Origin of the sequence: Microbacterium sp. NPDC078428 (assembly GCF_044542535.1) — a bacterium.
GTDB lineage: Bacteria > Actinomycetota > Actinomycetes > Actinomycetales > Microbacteriaceae > Microbacterium > Microbacterium limosum.
On the sequence record NZ_JBITUP010000004.1, the window covers coordinates 205,454 to 224,412 of the forward strand.

Consider the following 18,959-nt stretch of genomic DNA (forward strand, 5'->3'; position numbering starts at 1 on the left):
GTCGCGGTCCGTAGGCTGAGCCGCCGCAGGAGGTGTCGTGGACGATCGATACGGGACGGATGTGCTGGCGGCCGGCTGGCGGGAGCGCAACGCGAAGAAGGTGCCGCGGGTGCCCGTCGAGCGCGACATGGTGCTCGAGGTCGCCGGCGACGGCTGGTGCGGTGCCGTGACCGACGTGCGCGGCGGCCACGTGGAACTCGAGGACCGGCTCGGTCGGCGGCGCCTCTTCCCGCTCGGCCCGGGGTTTCTCCTCGAGGGCGCGCTCGTTCAGCTCGACCCGCCCGTGAAGGCGGGCACGGCGGCCGCTTCCGCGCCGCGGCGCACCGCCTCGGGTTCGTACGCCGTCGCGGATGCCCGTGCCCGGGTTGCACGCCCGAGCCGCATCCTCGTGGAGGGCAGGCATGACGCCGAGCTCGTGGAGAAGGTGTGGGGCGACGACCTCCGTGTCGAGGGCGTCGTCGTCGAGTACCTCGAGGGGGTGGACCTGCTGGGCGAACTTCTCGACGCCGAGCCGCCGACCGCCGAGCGCCGGTACGGCGTGCTCGTCGATCACCTTGTGCCCGGTTCGAAGGAGGAGCGCGTCGCGCGGTCGGTTGCGGCCGGACGGCACGGCCCCCACACGCTGATCGTCGGGCATCCGTTCGTCGACGTATGGCAGTGCGTGCGCCCCGCGGCGCTGGGGATCCCGGCCTGGCCCGAGGTGCCTCGCGGCCAGGACTGGAAGACCGGCGTATGCCGCGCCCTCGGATGGCCCGCGCAGACGCAGGCCGACAAGGCGCGTGCCTGGCAGCACATACTCTCCCGCGTGTCGAGCTTCCGCGATCTCGAGCCCGCCCTGCTCGGACGCGTCGAGGAGCTCATCGACTTCGTGACCGCCTGAGGACCTGCACGCTCGTCGCGAGAACGCGCATGCCTCTCGCGGGACCCGCGCCCTTTCTCGCGAACGCACGGCGTTCGTCGTCACGCTCGGCGATCGTGGTCACGCTCGGCGTCGGTCGTCAGGCACGGTGTCCGTCGTCAGGCACGGTGTCCGTCGTCAGGCACGGTGTCCGTCGTCAGAACGGTGGTGGTTCGCCGTGCGCGTTCGCATGATGATCGTCGGGCGTGAATCGTACGCGTGGTGGTGTGGGTGGTTGGTCGGTGTAGGTGAGTCCGCCGGGTGAGGTCCATTCGAGCACGCCCCCGCCGTGTTGGGTGACTTTCCATGCCGTTTCGCCCTTCAACGTGTGGTGTCTTCGACACAAGTGGGCAAGATTCCCGGTGCTGGTTTTCCCGCCGTGGGCGTAGTCGATCGAATGGTCGAGGTCGCATCGGTGGGCGGGCTGGCGGCAGCCGGGGAATCGGCAGTGCCGGTCGCGGGCGCGGAGGTACCGTTTCATCTCCGCCGAGGGCGTGTACCGGTCGACGGCGAGGACGCATCCGGTGATGGGGTCGGTGAGGATGCGGTCCCATCCGGGTGCCCGGGCGGCCAGTTCGCGGGCGGTGTCGGCGTCGATGGGTGTTTTCCCGACCAGGTCCCCGGGTTCGGTGGTGACCCCGGCGAGGGTGAGGGCGGGGACGGTGACGTTGACGATCGCGGTGATCGCCCCCAACCCGCCGTACCCGTCGGCCAGTCCTTCCCCGGTCTCCACGTCGGGGGTGGAGGTGAGGAGCATGTCGGCGGCGAGGTCCGCCCGGATCTGATCCAACGTGCGGGGGTCGGTGGGGTCGAGGTTCTTCACCGCTCGGGCTTGTTGGGTGAGCCGGTCGTGGATCCCGTCCACGAGCACCGCCGGCTGCACGATCGTGAGCGATCCCATGCCGTCCTCCAGCATGGTCGTCCACACGCCCCGCCGTTCCCGGGCGGCCCGGTGCCGCTCGGTCAGCGACCCGGGCTGCAACTCTTCCGCCACCGGCGCCAGGGCCGCCCGTAACCGCCGGGGAGTGGTCGATTCGGCCTGTCGGACGGCTTCCGCCTCGAACGCCGCCCGCGCGACCGGGTCTGCCAGTGGTGTTCCGAGTCCGGCGATCACCCTTACGTGCCGGGCCCCGATCCGTCCCTCACCCCACGCGGTCATCGCCGCCGGGAACTCCCGCACCACCACGGCCGCTTCGCCCATCTGGCGTTGTACCGCCCCGTCGGGCTCCCGCGCCGCGACCGCCAGCTCCGCCGCCACCGCCCGCACGGGAAGTTCGGCGTCCTTCGCCGACGCCCGGGGCAGCGCCGCCACCCGCGACGCCGCCAGCTCGGCCGCCTCCGCCAGCACCCGTGCCACCGCGGCCTGAGCCACCGCTTCCGCCCGCCGCGCCGCGACGTACCGTTCGGCGAGCTCCCGCGCCGCGAGATCCACGTCGTCGCCCCACGGGGTGGGCGCCGACACCGGGTTCGAATGCATGTTCGAAACTATAGAACCAGCCTCCGACATCGCCCCGGCATCCACCCGGGGCGTGCTCCCGCCGGCCGCCCCGACGAGTTGCGGCCCCGCGCCTCGCCCGCCCGTCACCCTCCGCCCGTCGCCACCCGCGCAACACCCCCGGGCGGCTCACCCGACCGCGCCCCCGTACGCTGGTGTGGTGACGGACCTCCCACCCGATTCCCGCTTCCGTACGCGGCCCGTCTCGTTCGTGCGGCGCAGCGGTCGCATGTCCGACGGCCAGGAGCGCGCCTGGGAGGAGTTCGCGCCGCGGTATCTCCTCGAGGTCGAGCGCTCCGAGGCGGCGACCTCGGTGCACCCCGGGGCGCGCCTGCACCCCGCGGAAGAGTACGGTCGGGCGGCCCCGCTCGTCGTCGAGATCGGATCGGGCCAGGGGCACGCGATCGTGCACGCCGCCGCGCAGCGCCCGCACGAGGACTTCCTCGCCGTCGAGGTCTTCCGCGCCGGGCTCGCCCGCACGATGCTGGATGCCGCGCGCGCCGGAGCGGGCAATCTGCGCCTGATCGAGGCCAACGCGCCCGAGGTGCTCGCCTCGTACCTGCCCGAGGCGTCGGCGCAGGAGATCTGGGTGTTCTTCCCCGACCCGTGGCACAAGTCCAAGCACAACAAGCGACGGCTGGTCGACGACGACTTCCCGCCGATCGCGCGTCGTGCGCTGGCCGAGGGCGGCTTCCTGCGCCTCGCAACCGATTGGGAGCACTATGCACGGCAGATGCGGGAGGTGCTCGATCGCGCCGAGGGGCTCGAGCGGGCCTTCGACGGCGACTGGGCTCCGCGCTACGAGGGACGCGTCATGACGGCCTTCGAACGCAAGGGCATCGAACGCGGCCGAGAGATCCGCGACCTCACGTATCGGCGGGTGCGCTGATGGCGGAGACGGCCACCTTCACCGTGGCGCGACCCGTGGCATCCCTCGGCCTGATCCCGGCGCTGCTCGTCTGCGCCGCCGCGCCGGCGTTCTTCGTGGTGCGGCTGGCGTGGCTCGGGTGGGTGCTGCTGGCGGCCGGGATGCTGGTGGCCTGGCTGCTGCGCTCGCGCGAGAACGGCGGGAGCAGCGCGAACGCTCAGGCCGGCGAACACGACGAAGGCACCGGGCTCGCCACCAACGGCCGGCGCCCGAGCCTCGTCCGCGACCTCTCGCTCATCGCGATCGGCATGCTCATCGTGAGCGTGATCGACCTCAAGGCCGAACTCGACAACCTCTCGATGCTGCGGTTCACCGTCGCTCTCGGCGGCGCCGTCGCGGTTCCGTACCTGATCTCGCGATACGTCTACCGCGACCGGGCCATCTCGTTCCCGTGGCGCGGGGGCGGGCGGCGCTGGAGTGCCTTCCAGTGGACGTGGCTTGGGCTCGTGCTCGTGCTCGGCTGGCTGATCCTGCCGTTCTACTTCATCACGTCCGGCGTGTACACGAACTGGCCCGTCGTCGACACTCCGGACCTCATCGCCCGGCTCTTCGTCGGGGTCGGTGCCGTGGGCATCTGGGACGAGCTCTTCTTCATCTGCACCGTGTTCGCGCTGCTGCGGCGGCACTTCCCGGATGTGCAGGCGAACATCCTGCAGTCAATCGTCTTCGTCTCGTTCCTGTGGGAGCTCGGCTACCAGGCCTGGGGCCCGCTCCTGACGATCCCCTTCGCGCTCCTGCAGGGCTTCATCTTCCTCAGGACGCACTCGCTCAGCTACGTCGTGACCGTGCATCTTCTCTTCGACGCGGTCGTCTTCGCGGTGCTCGTGCACGCGCACAACCCCGGACTGCTCGACGGGCTCTTCCTGGTCTGAACGCGCCCCGACCCGGCCAGAACATGGTCGTGGGGGTGGCGGACCCCCCAGAACGCCACCCCCACGGAGATGGCCGAACAATTGACCATCGTGAGATCGCACGTGATGTGCTCAATCAGTCAAGCAATGTGCTGCGGGGCGCGATAGATGTATTTCTAACCACACGTGAGAGTGAGAGGATCACCCCCATGGCGAGTGTCGGCGGGATGCCGCGGGTCGGCCTCATCGAGGACCACCGCCTCGTCGCGCTCGGGGTCATCGAAGTGCTCGGTGGAGGCGGGTTCCACGTCGAGGTCGCCGCCACCGTCCGCGACCTGCTCGATCGGGGCGGCGAGTTCGCCCTCGCCATCCTCGACCTGCGTCTGGCGGACGGCTCCAGCGTGAGCGACAACGTGTCCGCGCTGCGGGCGGCCGGCATCCCGGTCCTCGTCCTCACCTCGGGAGAGAGCGCGGATCTCGTGCGGGAGGCGGCGCGCAGCGACGTGCTGGGGATCGTGCGCAAGTCGCGGCCGGAGGGCGAGATCCGGGCCGCCGTCTCCGACGCCATCGCGGGAAAGCCGGTCGCCTCGGTCGACTGGGCCGCCGCGCTCGACGCCGACCCGCAGCTCGCCGACGCCGGACTGAGCCCCAGGGAGCGCGAAGTGCTCGCCCTCTACGCCGCGGGGGAGAAGGCGCAGGCGGTGGCGGCCGAGATGGGAATCTCCACCCCGACCGTCGCCAACTACATCACGCGCATCCGCCACAAGTACGCCGCCGTCGGCCGGCCCGCCCCCACGAAGGTGGACCTCTACCGTCGCGCCGCCGAGGACCGGCTTCTGAGCCCGTGGGAGTGAGCACACCGAGCGCTGCGGCGCGGATCCAGCGCGCGCTGTACACATCCCTGGGCGTTGCCGCCCTCGCGTACACGCTGCTCGGCATCCCGTCGGCCGTCGGTCAGTTCGGCGCCTTCGTGCCGGGGTTCGGTGTGGGCGCGTACGTGATCTGCTCGCTGCTGTCCACATCGCTCGCCGTGCTCGGTCCGTTCGCCCCGCTTCGGCTCCTCTCCGGCATCGCGACGGCGCACTGCATCGCCTTCGCGCTGACCCTGGCCCTGTGGTTCCCGCTCATGACGGCGCGGAGCGTCCCGGGGCTCGCGCCCCCGTGGACCTTCGACGTCGTCACGATCGCGGCGAGCGCCGCGGCGATCGCGTGGCACCGCACGGCTGCGTGGGTCTACCTCGTGGCGGTCGCCGTGGCGACCGGATTCGTCACGTACGTCTCCTCGCCGGAGTTGGGGTGGCTGAATGCCGCGCACGATCTCGTCTACGCGCTGAGCTTCAGCGTGATCGTCGTCGCCATCATCCAGGTATCGCGCACGGCCGGTCGCCGCCTCGACACGGTGGCGGCGAGCGCTCGCGCCGAGGCATCCCGCGAGGCCCGGGAATCCAGCGCGCGACAGCAGAGGATGCGTCTCAACGCGCTGATCCACGACCGGGTGCTCTCGGTGCTCCTCGCGGCAGCGCGGGCGAACTCGGATCGAGACGGGGTGCGGGAGGGAGCGAGGACCGCCCTGCTCGCCCTCGCTCCCGCCGACGAGAGGGACCGGATCGGCGCCGACGAGGTCGCCGCGCGCATCCGGTCGGCGGCCGGCGGAATGCCCGTGGAGTGGGACGTCTCCGTCGCCCCCGGCGTATCGGTCCCGGCTGAGGCGGCGGCGGCACTCGTGGAGGCGGCGGCCGAGGCGCTGCGCAACAGCGAGAAGCACGCGGACCCCGAGGGTGTCGGCGTCGACCGTCGCGTCACGGTGAGGATGCGTCACGGCGACCTCTCGATCGTCGTGGAGGACGACGGGGTGGGGTTCTCGCTGCGCCGCCTGGCGCCCGACCGGCTCGGCGTGAGGGTGAGCATCATCGATCGGATGCGGGCCGCGGGCGGCGCCGCCCACATCACGGCGGCTCCCGGGCGCGGGGCGCGGGTCGAACTGCGCTGGCCCGTGGGGGAGGCCACGTGAGCGATCGCGTCGACGTCTCCGCGATGCTCCGGCTCACCGAGTGGCCGGCGTACGTCGTGTTCGCCGTCTTCACGGCGACGAACGCCTTCAACACCTTCGCGACCCTCGACGAGGTCGGGTCGCCCGCGATCGCCGTGCTGGCCCTGGCCTGCGTGACCATCGCGGGGCTCATCCTCCTCCTGCCTGCGCCCGACCCGTACCCCCTCCGGCTCACCCTCCTCGTGCTCGCTCTGACGACGACGGCGGCGCTGACGACCTGGAACATCCCGCCCGGTTCCACGCCCGGCTGGTCGGCCTGGTTCTGGGGGGCGTCGGGGCTGGTGCTGCTGATGGTCGCCCTGCGCGGCCGCATCATCCTGGCGTGGACCGGGTTCACCGTCATGGTCGGCGTCGCGGTGTGGTGGGAGTTGGCGGCGGGGCTGTCGGCGCTCGATGGCATCATGTTCGTCATCCGGCACGGCGCGATGCTGCTGGTCGGAACGTTCTTCGCGCTATATCTGCGGGGCGCGGCATCCCAGATCCGCCGTCTGCAGGAGGCGGAGCTGATGCGCTCGCGGGAGCAGGAGGCGGCGCGTGCCGCCATGGCCGAGCAGCGTGCGCGTGTCGAGCGCCTTCGCACCTTCACCGACCCGGCCCTGCGCCTGCTGGCGTCGGACGCCGCGCTCACGGATGCCGACAGGGAGGAGTTCCGTCTTCTCGAGGCGACGCTGCGCGACTGGCTGAGGGCGGATGGGCTCGCCACCGAGCCGATCCTCACAGCCGCCCGAGATGCGCGATCCCGCGGCGTCGACGTCACCCTGCTCGATGACCGGGGCGAATCGGGCATGGATGCCGCGGCGCGCGCCCTGCTCGACGCGACCGTGTCGCGGGCGCTGCGCGCGCAGCGCGACGGCGACGTCGTCGTGCGGGTGCTGCCGTCGGGCCGAGGAATGCTCGCGACGATCCGGGGGGAGACCGCGACGGGCCCCGTGCGGGTCGACATCGCCGCGCCGACGGCGCCGGATAGGCTGGACCCATCCCTTCAAAGCGGACCCATCGAGCAGAAGGGGAGCACATGAGCACCATCCACGACGCCGCACGTCGCGACGCCATCGCGGCGTACCGGCTCATCGACGACGCACCCTCTCCCGATCTGGAGCGGCTGGTCCGTCTCGCGGCCTCGATCTGCGGCGTGTCGACCGCGGTCATCAACGTCATCGACGACCGCTGGCAGCATCAGATCGCGGCGGTCGGCTTCGAGCCCGCCCTGTGCGAGCGCGAGGACTCGATGTGCGCGGCAGTGCTCTCCCGCCGCACGCAGGTGAGTGTGCGCGACGCTCGGCTCGACGAGAGGTTCGCGGCGAACCCCTTCGTCACGGGCGAGATCGCGCACATCCGGTTCTATGCGGCGAGCCCCCTCACCACGCCGCAGGGCATCACGATCGGAACGCTGTGCGTTTTCGACGAGGAGCCGGGCGAGCTTTCCCCCCAGCAGTCCGCCGACCTGGCGCTCCTGGCGGATCAGGTCGTCGAGCTCCTCGAGCTGAGGCGCGTCTCCGCCGAGCTCGCGAGGTCCAACGAACAGCTGGCGGCATTCGCGGCCCAGGTCAGCCACGACCTGCGCAACCCGCTGACCGCGCTCGCGGGCTTCCTCGAGCTGGCCTCCGGCAGCCCCGAGATGGCGCACGCGCCGCACGCGGCCGAGGCCCTGGCGCGCGCGGAGGCGGCGGCCGACCGGATGACGACGATGGTGGACGATCTGCTGGAGTACGCGCGGGTCGGGGGAGCCGTCTCCCTCTGCGAGGAGGTGCGCCTCGACGCGGTGACCGCCGCGGTGCTGGAGGATCTGGGCCCCGAGATCCGCGCGAGCGGCGCCGATGTGACCGTCGATGCCGACCTGCCCGTGCGCGGCGACGAGACGCAGCTGCGCGCGCTCGTGCAGAATCTCGTCGCGAACGCGGTGAAGTTCGCATCGGTAAACGGGGATGCCCCGCGGGTCACGCTCACCGCGACACCGGTGGACGGCGCCGTGCGGATGAGCGTGGACGACAACGGCCCCGGGGTGCCCGCATCGGATCGTGAGCGCGTCTTCGCGCTCATGGCCCGAGGGACCGACGACCACGTTCCCGGCCTGGGCATCGGTCTCTCGACGTGCCGTCGCATCGTGCAGGCGCACGGAGGCACGATCTCGATCGACGATTCGCCCCTCGGCGGTGCGCGCGTCAGCGTCGTGCTCCCGGGTTAGGCGCGGGTCTGCAACCGCATTCGCGGGCCGAGCGAGGATCTTGTGCCGGTCAGAGGGCGGATGCTGCTCAGAATCGTGCGGAGAAGCCGCCGTCGGTGTGGAGCAGCTGACCGCTGATCCATCGTCCTTCCGTCGAAAGGAGGAAGGATGCGATTCCCGCAATGTCCTTCGGTGTTCCCGCTCTGCCGAGGGGCTGGTACGCCAGCAGCGCCGCCCGGGTGTCGTCGTCCATCCATCCTGTGTCCACCGGTCCGGGGTTGACGACGTTGGCCGATATCTGCCTCGGCCCGAGCTCGCGGGCCGCGGATATGACGATCCGGTCGAGCGCGCCCTTGGACGCCCCATAGGGAAGGTTGCCGGTCGTGTGATCGCTCGTGAACGCGACGATCGCTCCGCCGTCCGCGTCGATGTGTCGAGCGAACGCGGCGATGAGGAGGAGCGTCGCCCGCGCGTTGACGGCAACGTGTTTGTCGAAGCTCTCGGCCGTGGTGTCGAGGATGCCGGATTCGATGTCGTGAGCGCGGCTCAGCACGAGCGCGGACAGTGGTCCCCGTTCGCGCGTGATCCGCTCGATGAGTGCCGTCGGCGCCGAGGCGTCAGACAGATCGCACGGATAATCGCCGGTGTCGATGTCGCTCGTGACGTCATCCCAGCCGTCCGAGACGAGCCGCGGAACGATGCTCGCAGCGATGCTGTTGGCTCGAGCGGCTCCGGTCACAAGGGCAAGGGGCATGGTTCGAGGCTAGGGCGAAGCGGGTCATCTCCGTCGAACGGATCGACCGGCAGTCGGACAGCGGGCGGCTTCAGGTGAGTTCTGCGAGCAGGTGACGGTTGCGCGTGGTGATGAGGTGTCGCAAGTAGGGGACGAGGACTAAGCGTTCGGCAAGCCGCCCGAAGACGGGCGAACCGACGGTGATGGTGTCGGTCATCCGGCATCCGTCGCCCACCGACTCGAAACGATGCTCGTGCGCGAAGGTCTTGAAGGGTCCGCTCAGCTGCTGGTCGACGAATCGCGTCGGCCTCTCGAGTTCTGTGATCTTCGAGGTCATCGTGAACCAGATGCCGAAGTGGCGTGCGCGCCAGGTGACGGTCTCGCCCAGACCGATCGCGCCGGAGGTCGTGCCGGCGATCGCACGCTCGCCTGACTGCTGCATGGATGACACATGCGCGTCGATGTCGAGAGAGATCTCGAACAGCTTCCGGGCGCTCACATCGGCGTCGGTCACGACCACGAACGTTGACGGCATGCTCTCATTCTGCGCGCTGCCCGCACACCTGCGCGGTAGCCGGGGGCCCACGATCGCTCGCCCGGACGCGGTAGCCTGCGCACATGGGCGACGGTGAGCGGCGGTCAGCCGCGAACATGGCCGGTCGACGGGTGCGCAAGCGTCTGCCGCGGTCAGGGTTGGCCGAGCTGGTCCTCCCCGACGACCGGGATCCCCTCGGCATCCTCGAGGAACAGCACGCGTCGCGACTGAAGGATCTCGTACCGGTGCGGGTGGGACGGATGCTGCAATCGCCGTTCGCGTTCTACCGGGGCACGGCAGCCGTGATGGCTGCCGACCTGCGTGGCGCACCCACCACCGACCTCGAGGTCGTCTCCTGCGGCGATGCCCATATCCGGAACTTCGGCTTCTTCGCCTCGCCCGAACGCGCGCTCGTGTTCGACCTGAACGACTTCGACGAGGGCGGCGTGGCGCCGTGGGAGTGGGACGTGCGCCGGCTCACCGCGAGTGTGCACATCAGCGGGCGCGACATCGGTTTGAGCGAGGACGCGTGCCGCGACGCCGCCTTCATCGCGGCCGACGCGTACCGCGAGACGTTGCGGACGTATTGCCGTCTCTCCACACGAGAGCGCTACTACACGCGGGTCGACATGTCGGCGGTCGCGCGTCACCTCGGGAAGAAAGGCGAGCGGACGGTGAAGAAAGCGGCGAAGAAGGCCCGCGCACGCACGTCCGAGCGGCTCCTGCAGCGTCTGACGACGGTCTCGGTCGACGGCGGCATCCGCATCGTCGACCAACCTCCCGTCCTGCGCCACGTCGATCACGCGACCCTGGGCGAGGTCACCGACCTCTTCACCCAGTACCGCGCGACCCTGCGCGAGGACATCGCGTTCCTGCTGGAGCAGTATCGCGTGGTCGACTTCGCCCTGCGGGTCGTCGGTGTCGGGAGCGTCGGCACCCGCTGCTACCTGATCGCCGTCGAGGGTCCCACCGGCGACATCCTCTTCCTTCAAGCCAAGGAGGCCCCGCCGTCGGTCCTGTCGACGTACGGGGGACGGCGGTCGCTCATACCGGGTCGCCCCGGCACGACAGAATTCATCGAGGGCCACCGCGTCGTCGCCGCCCAGCGGATCCTGCAGGCCAACTCCGACCTCTTCGTGGGATGGATGCGCGGCTGGGCCGGTGACACCGCGGACCGACACCGGGTGGACTACTACTGGCGGCAGTTCCGAGATATGAAGGGGTCGATCGAGCCGGACACGCTCGACGCCGAACAGTTCCGCTCATACGGTGCGCTGTGCGCCGCACTGCTGGCTCGGGCGCACGGGCAGTCACCCGCCTCGGCCGCGGTCGTGGGATACCTCGGCCGCTCCGCGGAATTCGCCGAGGCGACCGCCGCGTGGTCGGCCGCCTACGCCGATGTCGCCGAGGCCGACTTCGAGGGGCTTCGCAAAGCCGTCGCTTCCGGACGGTTCCCGGCCGAGACCGGCGTCTGAGCCGGATCCGGGTGCTTCTCGGCTGGGGATTGTTGCGCTTCGACAGGAGTCGAACCCGCGACCTTTGGTACCGGAAATGTCGGAGAGCGATTTCCGAAACCTGCAGATACCAGCAATACCCGCGGAATCATGCGGGTTTCTGAGGGTCCGGGGTGCGTTTGGCTTCGCCCGAAAACACAAGAAATCTCACCAAGTGTGGGCAAAATGTGGGCAAATTGGGGCTCGTGGTGGACGCCCCCTGCGCGGCCGCCACTCAGCCGACTAACCCTGCTGCCGGGTGGGGGTCAGGTGGCAGCAGGACACTCAGCGTCCGAGTGACGGACCTCCGGGCTGAGCCGGCCCCTGGTGCGGGCTATAGGGATCTACCGCTGGCGCGCGCCGGGGCTCCTGGATGCGGACCTCGGGAACCAGACCCGAGTCGCGTGCGCGACTCATGAGGCGGGTCGCGGTGCTCTGGCTGATCTGGAGAGTGTCCGCGACGAGCTTCAGCGGCGGATAGCTGAGTGCGGTCGCGACGCGATAGACAGAGATCGCGGCGTACAGCGACTCCAGGGGCTCGCGCTCCTCACGCTCCCGCACGCGGCTGAGAAACTCCCGCACGGGTATGCGGGTGTGCTGGTGCCCATCCTCAGGACCGACGTCGACGGTGACGACATCGAGCGCTGACCTCGTCATGATCCAGTGCGTCCGCACCTCGCGGAGCAGCTGGCTAGTAATGTCGACGCCCTCCGACTCGCGCTCGAGCGCAGCGAACACGACGGCCGTGCGCCCGAGCGCGTCATCCCATTCGACGCGGAGGGTGATCGTGCCGGGCACGCCCTGCTCCCCCGACACGCGCGCACTCCAGGATCTCGGGAGCGTTACCCCGCTCCCGAGATCAACGCGTTCGTCGCTGAAGTCATACGCCTCAACGTCTGCCATGAAGCCCACTATTCCAGGGGATCGAAGATTCGCGAAGAAGACTGTCGATCTTGGCCCATGAATGTGATACCTTGCGACGAAGGGAGACTGACACTGCTGGCTCACAGGAGGCAGAACCATGAACCGATCACAGCATTCGCTAGCACTGACAACGAAGGATGCCGCGAAGCTCGTCGGCGTCGACTACCGCACGATCAAGCTCGGCATCGAAAATGGGACAATCCCGACGGTCCAACTCGGCCCGCGCCGAATGATCCCGCGCGTGCCGCTGCTGCGCCATTTCGGGATCAACGCCTGAGCGTGCGCGACGGGTAATGCGGCTCAAGGTAAGGGCAGCGGGGCAGGCGCGTCGCGATCCCACTGAGGGCAGCGATCATTTTCGAGCGGGCTGTCGTGCACGCCGATAGGCCCCTGTCATGTTGATTCGCCAAGTGACCATGTCTTTGCTGGTGCCGTATCGCCTTGCGATGTCGCCTACGTCCTTCCCGCGACGAAGTGCAGTGACGAGGCCTACTTCGTGGATCAATAGTGCGCCAGCCATCCATTGCGCCTGATCCTCCATCACCTGATCCCATTCACGGCAGCCTGAGCCGTCAACTGCCGGCGTGGGGTTGTGCAACAAGAGGCCGTGACCGAGCTCGTGGCAAATGTTGCTGGCTTGTCGGGCGGGGGAGTGCGCATCGTTGTAGATAATGATGCGCTCGGTGCCGTAAAAGACCGTCACACCGGAGAACGCGCCTGGGTCGCGCGACAAGAAGTACTCCGCGGCCCGAGGGTTCTCGTCTCTCAACTCTGAGAGTTTGCGAACGGGGATCGCCAGATGTTCTGCCAGGGCATGTGGGTCGAGCCGGTCGAACGGGCTCAGGCCCAACTCCACCCGAGTCTCGCACGCGAGATCGGTGACGTGCTTCTTGACGAATCCGGCTGTCGACGGCATCGGGGCGCTCCAACAGGGTTGTGGGTCTACTTCTTCCTCAATTGGTTGTAGGAGGTCGCGATGATGCTCTCTAGCGCGTTGGCGGCGTCCGCGGAGAGGTTCTTGTCGGCGCGGAGGTAGGTGGAGATCATGGCCATCGTTTCTGGTTCGCCATCCGTCTCGCCTCGGTTCACAAAGGTGTCGGCCTTGAGGGCGCTCCAGGAGGTGAGCGCTGCCAGTCCGTCGACGTCGGGGCGTTTACCCTGCGCCATGCGCGTCAGCGTGGACGCGCTGACCCCGGCTTGCTCGGCGACCTGCTTCCAGGTCAGGTGTCTTGCTTCTCGTGTCTGGTTGAGAGCGGCGTAGAAGGCGGCGGCGTCGAAGGTGCCTTTGGTCATTAGGGTCCCGTCCAATTCGACTTGTGCAATTGCATGCTAGAATAGGGTTTGACTACTGCAATCGCAGGAGTTCCAGACTAAAGCAAGGAGCCGAAGTGTCCACGTCCGCCACAGAGAAGATCAAGAACCAGGTGATTACGGTCACCGTCAACCGCAAGCCCGTTGACCTGCCCGGCAAGCACGTCACCGGCCTCGAAATCAAGCAGGTAGCAATCGCACAGGGCGTGGCGATCCAGCTCGACTTCCAGCTGTCGGAGAAGAAGGGTGCGAAGTTTCATCCCGTTGCCGACGACGACCGAGTGACCGTCAAGCCCGGCGACGAGTTCCGCGCTGTCACCGGCGAGGACAACTCCTGACCATGGCGCTCTCCGACGAAGTTGCCGAGGCGCTCGAGCAGCTCGTGGCGACCTTCCCCGACGCCGTTGTCACTCATCGTGAGGACTGCGCCGGGGGAGCGTTCGTGAAAGTCGGCCCGCTCCCGCTCGGCAACCGGTTCAATCTCCGGTCATCTTGGATCGGATTCCACCTGGCCTTCAGCTACCCGGACGCTCAGGTATACCCGCACGTCTGCGGGCCTGGACTAACCATGATTGACGGCACCGCGTTGCGGGCTGAGGACGGGTTCCAGCAGACGACCTGGGGCCCTGAGGGAGACACCGAACCGGTCACGCAGCTTTCCCGCAGCAGCCGGAACTGGGACCCCGAGAATGACACCGCGGCGTCAAAGCTTCACCGCATCTTGGATTGGCTGCGCGGATGAACGCGCCCTGGTCGGTCCACATCACTCAGGACGATTGGCATACCTTGGCCGCGCACCTGTACCCCGGAGACCAGGACGAGCACGCCGCGGTCCTCCGCTGTGGTCTTGCCCGAACGTCCCGAGGCAGTCGGCTTCTGGTACACGATGTCGTCTACGCCGTCGACGGGACCGACTACATCCCCGATGATCGGGGATACCGCAAGCTCACCGCGGATTTCACGCTGAATACGGCAGAGTCCTGCGCCGATGACGAGCTCATCTATATCTCGGTGCACTGCCACGGCGGCAGCGATCGAGTCGAATTCTCCGACATCGACCTGGCGTCGCATGAACGCGTCTACCCGGCCCTCCTGGATATCACTGAGCGCCCCGCCGTGGGAGCGCTGGTGTTCGCGCGCAACGCCGTAGCCGGCGACATCTGGCTCGCCGATGGCACCCGCGTGCCCATCGATCGCCTCCAAGTGATGGGACGCCCGCAACTGCAGTTGCACCCAGAGCCGCGTCGCCCCGCCCGGGCCGACGAGGCGTACGACCGTCAGTCGCGGATCTTCGGCGACCGAGGGCAGCACATCCTCGCTAGCCAACGCGTTGCGATCATCGGGCTCGGAGGCGCGGGGTCCCTGGCTAATGAGTACCTCGCGCACCTTGGAGTCGGGCATATCCTTCTGATCGACCCCGACCGGATCGAGATATCCAACCTGTCTCGCATCGTCGGCGCCCAGCGGTGGGATGCCAGGAGCCTCCTCACGGCGGAAGGTCGGCCCGAGTGGCTGAGGCGGATCGGCCGGCGGCTCGCCGCGCCCAAAGTAAAGATCGCGGCGCGCGTGGCGCGCAAAGCCTCGAAGATCGTCACCGTTACGACCGTGTTCGACGACGTCCTCGAGCCCGAAGTCGCACAGCTGCTGAAGGACTGCGACCACATCTTCCTCGCCGCGGATTCACACTCCGCGCGTCGGCTCGTCGACGCCGTTACTCACCAGTACTTCATTCCCAGCACGCAGGTCGGTGCGAAGGTCTCACTCGTGAAAGACACCGGCGAGATCGCCGACATCTTCTCCGCCGTCCGCGCCAGCGTTCCGGGAGACGGGTGTCTGCGCTGCGCGCAACTGATAAGTCCCGTCCTCCTGCAAGAGGAAGCAAAGAGCCATGGCGAACGTCGCCGACAGCGCTATCTCGAAGACGACGACGTTCATGCACCGAGTGTCATCACGCTCAACGCTGTCGCCGCCGCGCATGCGGTGAACGACTGGATGATGATGGTCACTGGGCTGACGTCAGATCTCGTTGAACCGGACCGATGGATCACGATTCACCCGCTCACCGACGAAGTGGTCGAGTACAGCCAACGCCGCGACCCGCGTTGCCCCAGTTGCGGCCCCGCACGCTTCGCACGAGGCGATGGGAAACGCCTCCCCACGAAGGTTCGCTAGAGATGAGAGCTAGTGACACGAATGGCCGCACGCGAAACAGCCGCAAGAACGAAGTCGCGCACATCTATACGGACACGGATGTGACGATGGAGCGACTGCAGCTCTTTGCGCTAGACACCCACCGGGAGCAGGTGAGGACGATCGCAACGTTGCGGGCAGCGGCGGCTGACGAGAGCAACGCGATGTCACTCAGCTTCGGAGGCATCGCTGTGGCGTTCCTGATCGCCCTGACCGTACCGGCACCTCCCCTTCTTGCTGGTGTGACTATAGACGCCTTCTCCGGGTGGATCGTCCTCCTCACGATGAGCGTTGTGATGGCGGTCATCGTTCTGGTGGCCCTGGCGCCGGCCATGATTCTCAGCGCGCGTGACTCAGCCCACCGGGAACGCGCGGTGATCTGGCTTCGAGCGTTCGAAGATGAGCTTGTTCGGTATCACCGGCAACGAGGGCGTGCGGCCCGGCGGTGGAAACGGGTCCACTGACGGATAGCGGCCGCTAGTACGCCCCAGCTCGCCAGGCAGTTGAGTGGTCCGGGAATCCCAGGTGATCATCGGCAGAGGGCGACTGTCGGGTCACCCGTACGCACGTCGACGACTTTTTGGCGTACTTCGGCGACGACCGCGGTGCGGGTGTCGAGAGCGACCGTTTGGGAGCGTTCGACTGCGAGAAGAATGATCAGCATCGGCGGGTGGGACAAGGTCGACCTTGACATTGCGTGGTTGAGGGCGAGTCGCCCGAAGATCGGACGCACTGCCCGTCCGGGAGGTGATCGCACGAGAGACCGCACGTCCCTTATGTGCGGCGCTAGCAGCGTTCGTGGGGCCGCAGGGGCGTGAGGAACGAATCGGTGACAACTGATCGTTAGTGCCGGGAGGCGCTGGCGGGAAGGATGTCATCATGCCCGGCCCCTATCCCAGAGAGTTCCGCGAGGACGTCGTCGCTGTCGCTCGTAGCCGTGAGGGCGGCGTCACCATCAAGCAGATTGCGACGGATTTCGGTATCAGCGAGGCGACGTTGCAGAACTGGCTCCGTCAGGCCGTCGTCGAGGAAGGCAACCGTCCCGGTCAGACCGCCGCGGACGCTGCCGAGGCTCGTGAACTGAAGAAGCGGATCCGCCTCCTTGAGCAGGAGAACGAGGTCCTCCGGCGAGCGGCGGCGTATCTGTCGCAGGCGAACCTGAAACTCGGTGGCTCCCCAAAATGACGTACCCGCTCGTGTCTGAGCTCGCCGACGCGGGGATTCCCGTGACGGTGTCGTGCCGGGTCCTGAAGCTCGCAAGACAGCCCTATTACCGGTGGCGAAACGACCCCGTCAGGGATGCCGACGTGCTCCGTGCGTATCGGATCAACGCGCTGCATGACGCGCATCACGACGACCCGACCTTCGGCTACCGATACCTCGCGGACGAAGCCCGTCGAGCGGGGTGGCGGATGAGCAGGCGCACGGCGTGGAAGCTGTGTTCGCAGGCCGGGATTCTCTCGTCCGCGCAGCGCCGGCGGCGCGGGAAGGGCAAGAAGGCCGGCCCGCCGGTGTTCGACGATCACGTGCAGCGGGTGTTCCGCGCGGACGCGCCGAACCGGCTCTGGCTCACGGACATCACGGAGCATTGGACGAGCGAAGGCAAGCTCTATTGCTGCGCGATCAAGGACGTGTTCTCGAACCGGATCGTCGGCTACTCGATCTCGGATCGGATGACCGCGAAGCTCGCCGTCGACGCCGTCCGAAACGCCGTCGCCCGCCGCGGTGAGGTCGCCGGCTGCATCCTGCACGCCGATAGGGGTAGCCAGTTTCGCAGCCGGGCGATGGCCCGCGAACTGCGCCGTCACGACATGGTCGGATCGATGGGGCGCGTCGGCGCCGCGGGAGACAACGCGGCCATGGAGTCGTTCTGGTCGCTGTTGCAGACGAACGTGCTCAACCAGCAGCGTTGGACAACGCGGCAGGAGCTGCGGCTCGCGATCGTCGTCTGGATCGAGCGGAAGTATCACCGCCAGCGCGCCCAGGACACCCTCGGCGGCTTGACGCCCATCGAGTTCGAAGCCAAGCTAACCGAGCCGCTCACACTCGCGGCCTAAACCGAACCTGTCACCGGTCCGTTCCTCACGCCCCAGCGCTGTCTAAGTGCCCGTCGTGATGGACCGCAGTCACACGGCGTGCGGGCGAGCTCCACCGGTGCAGGTCTGCGCTGTCGACCTACGGGCTCCGCGCACACGGGCGTTTGCGTCCGATGAAGCGGCGTCTGCTCAGGTGGTTCCGGTCCAGTTCTTCGCCCAAACGACCCCACTGTTAGCGCTGATGAGTTTCGTCACGCTGGTCTGACCGACGATGATCGTTAGGAGGTGATAAAGCGTGAGCACTGCTTCCTGCAATCCCTGGTCGTCTTCGAGGCGCACGGCTACGACCCCTTGCTTGCGGGCCTCGTCGTAGGAGATGCGCTTGTCGTGACTCTTGTGAGACGAGGCGTCGTTGAAGTACTTGGCGACCTTCTTGCCACGCTTCGCCGCGTCGCGCTCGTTCGCGAACATGTAGGACGCGAGCCAACGTGCGACCATCGACTCGGAGAAATCGAGTTGGTCTTGCGCCGTCTGAAGGAGGGACGGCCCCAAGGAGCCGAGGAGTGGCGCCCAAACGGCAGCGGCCGCGGGGTTCGGTGATTGTTTCTTCTTCGAGTTGCCCAGGATCTCGTCATGAGCTCGCTCGAACTGTTCCACGATGGAGCGCGCCGACTGCTGACGACCATTGATCGTTAATTGAGGATCGATCGGGCCAAGCTGACTCTGTCGACCGAGATAAATCCGCTCGCAAGCGAGCCCGAACATTGTGCCCGCCGACATTGAGTATGCCGGCACCAACAGTTCGACATCGCGAAACTTTGATCGGGTGTAGTCGACGAGGGACTGGACGGCCATTGTCGCACCGCCCGGAGTGTGCATGACCACCGACAACCCCTTGTCCCAGTCCATGCCGTGAAAGGCAGCCATGAACCCATTGATGTCTTCCGGCATCATCATGGTGTGAGTCGCAGGCACCGCTGGCTTCTGCAGGAAGGCCGAGAAGTACACGAGGACATTGCGCCCTTCGCGCGCCTCACTCACGGCCCTGACGCACTCGCTCAGCTTGTCGTTGATCCAGGCGTCCTTTTCGGCGCCCTCCACGGCATTGCTCTCGTCGACGAGAGCGTTCCAGGTACTCACGTACTAGATCGCCTCAGATCGATGCGCTAACAAGCAAGGAATCGGGCGCCGGCGCCCAGTACGCCGGGAGGTCGTCCGACTGTCTCCCTAGCTCCGCTAGCCGCAGGTACTCAACGTAACCGTCCGGCGAGACATCTTGGGGTGCATCGTTCGTCGTCGTGGTTCCCCGTGCCATACGGCGAGTATGACACACGTCACGGGCCATGGCCGG

21 protein-coding genes are annotated in these 18,959 nt (G+C 67.8%); 14 read left to right on the forward strand and 7 right to left on the reverse strand.

Going from position 1 to position 18,959, the window contains the following annotated elements:
• The first annotated feature begins 37 nt into the window (after window positions 1–37).
• Entirely contained in the window at window positions 38–880 is an 843-nt protein-coding gene (locus ACIGCK_RS09415; protein ID WP_396665597.1) for a DUF3097 family protein, read from the forward strand.
• 175 nt (window positions 881–1,055) lie between these two features.
• Here ACIGCK_RS09415 and ACIGCK_RS09420 read toward each other — a convergent pair whose 3' ends face one another.
• Window positions 1,056–2,375, reverse strand: coding sequence for a DUF222 domain-containing protein (locus tag ACIGCK_RS09420; RefSeq protein ID WP_396665598.1), 1,320 nt, complete (start codon window positions 2,373–2,375; stop codon window positions 1,056–1,058).
• Between the two features lie 247 nt (window positions 2,376–2,622).
• On the opposite strand from ACIGCK_RS09420, the gene trmB reads away from it, so the two are divergent.
• The 6 genes from trmB (at window position 2,623) to ACIGCK_RS09450 (ending at window position 8,407) form a co-directional block, all read left to right on the forward strand.
• Window positions 2,623–3,282, forward strand: a complete 660-nt coding sequence (trmB, locus tag ACIGCK_RS09425; RefSeq protein WP_396665776.1) for a tRNA (guanosine(46)-N7)-methyltransferase TrmB — start codon at window positions 2,623–2,625, stop codon at window positions 3,280–3,282.
• Window positions 3,282–4,193: a CPBP family intramembrane glutamic endopeptidase gene (locus ACIGCK_RS09430; protein WP_396665600.1), complete on the forward strand. Its 912-nt coding sequence runs from the start codon at window positions 3,282–3,284 to the stop codon at window positions 4,191–4,193. The genes trmB and ACIGCK_RS09430 overlap by 1 nt, the downstream gene beginning before the upstream one ends.
• 188 nt (window positions 4,194–4,381) lie before the next feature.
• Entirely contained in the window at window positions 4,382–5,026 is a 645-nt protein-coding gene (locus ACIGCK_RS09435) for a LuxR C-terminal-related transcriptional regulator (protein ID WP_396665602.1), read from the forward strand.
• A complete protein-coding gene (locus tag ACIGCK_RS09440; RefSeq protein WP_396665604.1) occupies window positions 5,023–6,183 on the forward strand; it encodes an ATP-binding protein in 1,161 nt (386 codons plus the stop codon). The genes ACIGCK_RS09435 and ACIGCK_RS09440 overlap by 4 nt, the downstream gene beginning before the upstream one ends.
• The gene (locus tag ACIGCK_RS09445) at window positions 6,180–7,241 is read left to right on the forward strand and encodes a hypothetical protein (RefSeq protein WP_396665605.1); all 1,062 of its coding nucleotides are present in this window, start codon (window positions 6,180–6,182) and stop codon (window positions 7,239–7,241) included. Before ACIGCK_RS09440 ends, ACIGCK_RS09445 begins: the two co-directional genes overlap by 4 nt.
• Complete coding sequence (locus ACIGCK_RS09450; protein ID WP_396665607.1) at window positions 7,238–8,407, forward strand: ATP-binding protein; 1,170 nt, start codon at window positions 7,238–7,240, stop codon at window positions 8,405–8,407. Before ACIGCK_RS09445 ends, ACIGCK_RS09450 begins: the two co-directional genes overlap by 4 nt.
• A gap of 67 nt (window positions 8,408–8,474) precedes the next feature.
• Here ACIGCK_RS09450 and ACIGCK_RS09455 read toward each other — a convergent pair whose 3' ends face one another.
• Both ACIGCK_RS09455 and ACIGCK_RS09460 read right to left on the reverse strand, forming a co-directional pair.
• Window positions 8,475–9,140: an SDR family oxidoreductase gene (locus ACIGCK_RS09455; protein WP_396665608.1), complete on the reverse strand. Its 666-nt coding sequence runs from the start codon at window positions 9,138–9,140 to the stop codon at window positions 8,475–8,477.
• 70 nt (window positions 9,141–9,210) lie between these two features.
• A complete protein-coding gene (locus ACIGCK_RS09460) occupies window positions 9,211–9,654 on the reverse strand; it encodes an SRPBCC family protein (RefSeq protein WP_396665609.1) in 444 nt (147 codons plus the stop codon).
• Window positions 9,655–9,737: 83 nt separating this feature from the next.
• On the opposite strand from ACIGCK_RS09460, the gene ACIGCK_RS09465 reads away from it, so the two are divergent.
• The gene (locus ACIGCK_RS09465; protein ID WP_396665611.1) at window positions 9,738–11,129 is read left to right on the forward strand and encodes a DUF2252 domain-containing protein; all 1,392 of its coding nucleotides are present in this window, start codon (window positions 9,738–9,740) and stop codon (window positions 11,127–11,129) included.
• A gap of 303 nt (window positions 11,130–11,432) precedes the next feature.
• On the opposite strand, the gene ACIGCK_RS09470 is transcribed toward ACIGCK_RS09465, so the two are convergent.
• Entirely contained in the window at window positions 11,433–12,050 is a 618-nt protein-coding gene (locus tag ACIGCK_RS09470) for a hypothetical protein (protein WP_396665613.1), read from the reverse strand.
• Between the two features lie 118 nt (window positions 12,051–12,168).
• On the opposite strand from ACIGCK_RS09470, the gene ACIGCK_RS09475 reads away from it, so the two are divergent.
• Window positions 12,169–12,348, forward strand: coding sequence for an excisionase family DNA-binding protein (locus tag ACIGCK_RS09475; protein WP_396665615.1), 180 nt, complete (start codon window positions 12,169–12,171; stop codon window positions 12,346–12,348).
• Window positions 12,349–12,423: 75 nt separating this feature from the next.
• Here the strand turns inward: ACIGCK_RS09475 and ACIGCK_RS09480 are convergent, their stop codons facing one another.
• Both ACIGCK_RS09480 and ACIGCK_RS09485 read right to left on the reverse strand, forming a co-directional pair.
• Entirely contained in the window at window positions 12,424–12,987 is a 564-nt protein-coding gene (locus tag ACIGCK_RS09480) for an ImmA/IrrE family metallo-endopeptidase (RefSeq protein ID WP_396665617.1), read from the reverse strand.
• Between the two features lie 26 nt (window positions 12,988–13,013).
• Window positions 13,014–13,364 carry a helix-turn-helix domain-containing protein gene (locus ACIGCK_RS09485; protein WP_396665619.1) on the reverse strand — a complete coding sequence of 117 codons (351 nt, stop codon included), beginning with the start codon at window positions 13,362–13,364 and terminating at the stop codon, window positions 13,014–13,016.
• Window positions 13,365–13,459: 95 nt separating this feature from the next.
• On the opposite strand from ACIGCK_RS09485, the gene ACIGCK_RS09490 reads away from it, so the two are divergent.
• The 5 genes from ACIGCK_RS09490 (at window position 13,460) to ACIGCK_RS09510 (ending at window position 17,629) form a co-directional block, all read left to right on the forward strand.
• On the forward strand, window positions 13,460–13,720 hold the full coding sequence (locus tag ACIGCK_RS09490; RefSeq protein ID WP_396665621.1) for a multiubiquitin domain-containing protein: 261 nt from the start codon (window positions 13,460–13,462) through the stop codon (window positions 13,718–13,720).
• 2 nt (window positions 13,721–13,722) lie between these two features.
• On the forward strand, window positions 13,723–14,124 hold the full coding sequence (locus tag ACIGCK_RS09495; RefSeq protein WP_396665623.1) for a hypothetical protein: 402 nt from the start codon (window positions 13,723–13,725) through the stop codon (window positions 14,122–14,124).
• Window positions 14,121–15,554 (forward strand): ThiF family adenylyltransferase, encoded by a 1,434-nt coding sequence (locus ACIGCK_RS09500; protein WP_396665624.1) that lies wholly within the window; start codon window positions 14,121–14,123, stop codon window positions 15,552–15,554. The genes ACIGCK_RS09495 and ACIGCK_RS09500 overlap by 4 nt, the downstream gene beginning before the upstream one ends.
• A gap of 86 nt (window positions 15,555–15,640) precedes the next feature.
• On the forward strand, window positions 15,641–16,036 hold the full coding sequence (locus tag ACIGCK_RS09505) for a hypothetical protein (protein WP_396665626.1): 396 nt from the start codon (window positions 15,641–15,643) through the stop codon (window positions 16,034–16,036).
• Window positions 16,037–16,451: 415 nt separating this feature from the next.
• A protein-coding gene (locus ACIGCK_RS09510) for an IS3 family transposase (protein ID WP_396665627.1) occupies window positions 16,452–17,629 on the forward strand; the annotation gives its coding sequence in 2 pieces (ribosomal slippage) (window positions 16,452–16,718 and window positions 16,721–17,629; 1,176 coding nt in all).
• Between the two features lie 168 nt (window positions 17,630–17,797).
• Here ACIGCK_RS09510 and ACIGCK_RS09515 read toward each other — a convergent pair.
• Window positions 17,798–18,748: a hypothetical protein gene (locus ACIGCK_RS09515; RefSeq protein WP_396665629.1), complete on the reverse strand. Its 951-nt coding sequence runs from the start codon at window positions 18,746–18,748 to the stop codon at window positions 17,798–17,800.
• Window positions 18,749–18,959: the final 211 nt, after the last annotated feature.

What these genes read in the sequence shown, in the direction of transcription:
- ACIGCK_RS09420 (WP_396665598.1), bottom strand. Translation starts at nt 2,375, where the DNA reads ATGCATTCGAACCCGGTGTCGGCGCCCACCCCGTGGGGCGACGACGTG.
- trmB (WP_396665776.1), top strand. Translation starts at nt 2,623, where the DNA reads ATGTCCGACGGCCAGGAGCGCGCCTGGGAGGAGTTCGCGCCGCGGTAT.
- ACIGCK_RS09430 (WP_396665600.1), top strand. Translation starts at nt 3,282, where the DNA reads ATGGCGGAGACGGCCACCTTCACCGTGGCGCGACCCGTGGCATCCCTC.
- ACIGCK_RS09435 (WP_396665602.1), top strand. Translation starts at nt 4,382, where the DNA reads ATGGCGAGTGTCGGCGGGATGCCGCGGGTCGGCCTCATCGAGGACCAC.
- ACIGCK_RS09450 (WP_396665607.1), top strand. Translation starts at nt 7,238, where the DNA reads ATGAGCACCATCCACGACGCCGCACGTCGCGACGCCATCGCGGCGTAC.
- ACIGCK_RS09455 (WP_396665608.1), bottom strand. Translation starts at nt 9,140, where the DNA reads ATGCCCCTTGCCCTTGTGACCGGAGCCGCTCGAGCCAACAGCATCGCT.
- ACIGCK_RS09460 (WP_396665609.1), bottom strand. Translation starts at nt 9,654, where the DNA reads ATGCCGTCAACGTTCGTGGTCGTGACCGACGCCGATGTGAGCGCCCGG.
- ACIGCK_RS09465 (WP_396665611.1), top strand. Translation starts at nt 9,738, where the DNA reads ATGGGCGACGGTGAGCGGCGGTCAGCCGCGAACATGGCCGGTCGACGG.
- ACIGCK_RS09470 (WP_396665613.1), bottom strand. Translation starts at nt 12,050, where the DNA reads ATGGCAGACGTTGAGGCGTATGACTTCAGCGACGAACGCGTTGATCTC.
- ACIGCK_RS09475 (WP_396665615.1), top strand. Translation starts at nt 12,169, where the DNA reads ATGAACCGATCACAGCATTCGCTAGCACTGACAACGAAGGATGCCGCG.
- ACIGCK_RS09480 (WP_396665617.1), bottom strand. Translation starts at nt 12,987, where the DNA reads ATGCCGTCGACAGCCGGATTCGTCAAGAAGCACGTCACCGATCTCGCG.
- ACIGCK_RS09485 (WP_396665619.1), bottom strand. Translation starts at nt 13,364, where the DNA reads ATGACCAAAGGCACCTTCGACGCCGCCGCCTTCTACGCCGCTCTCAAC.
- ACIGCK_RS09495 (WP_396665623.1), top strand. Translation starts at nt 13,723, where the DNA reads ATGGCGCTCTCCGACGAAGTTGCCGAGGCGCTCGAGCAGCTCGTGGCG.
- ACIGCK_RS09500 (WP_396665624.1), top strand. Translation starts at nt 14,121, where the DNA reads ATGAACGCGCCCTGGTCGGTCCACATCACTCAGGACGATTGGCATACC.
- ACIGCK_RS09505 (WP_396665626.1), top strand. Translation starts at nt 15,641, where the DNA reads ATGGAGCGACTGCAGCTCTTTGCGCTAGACACCCACCGGGAGCAGGTG.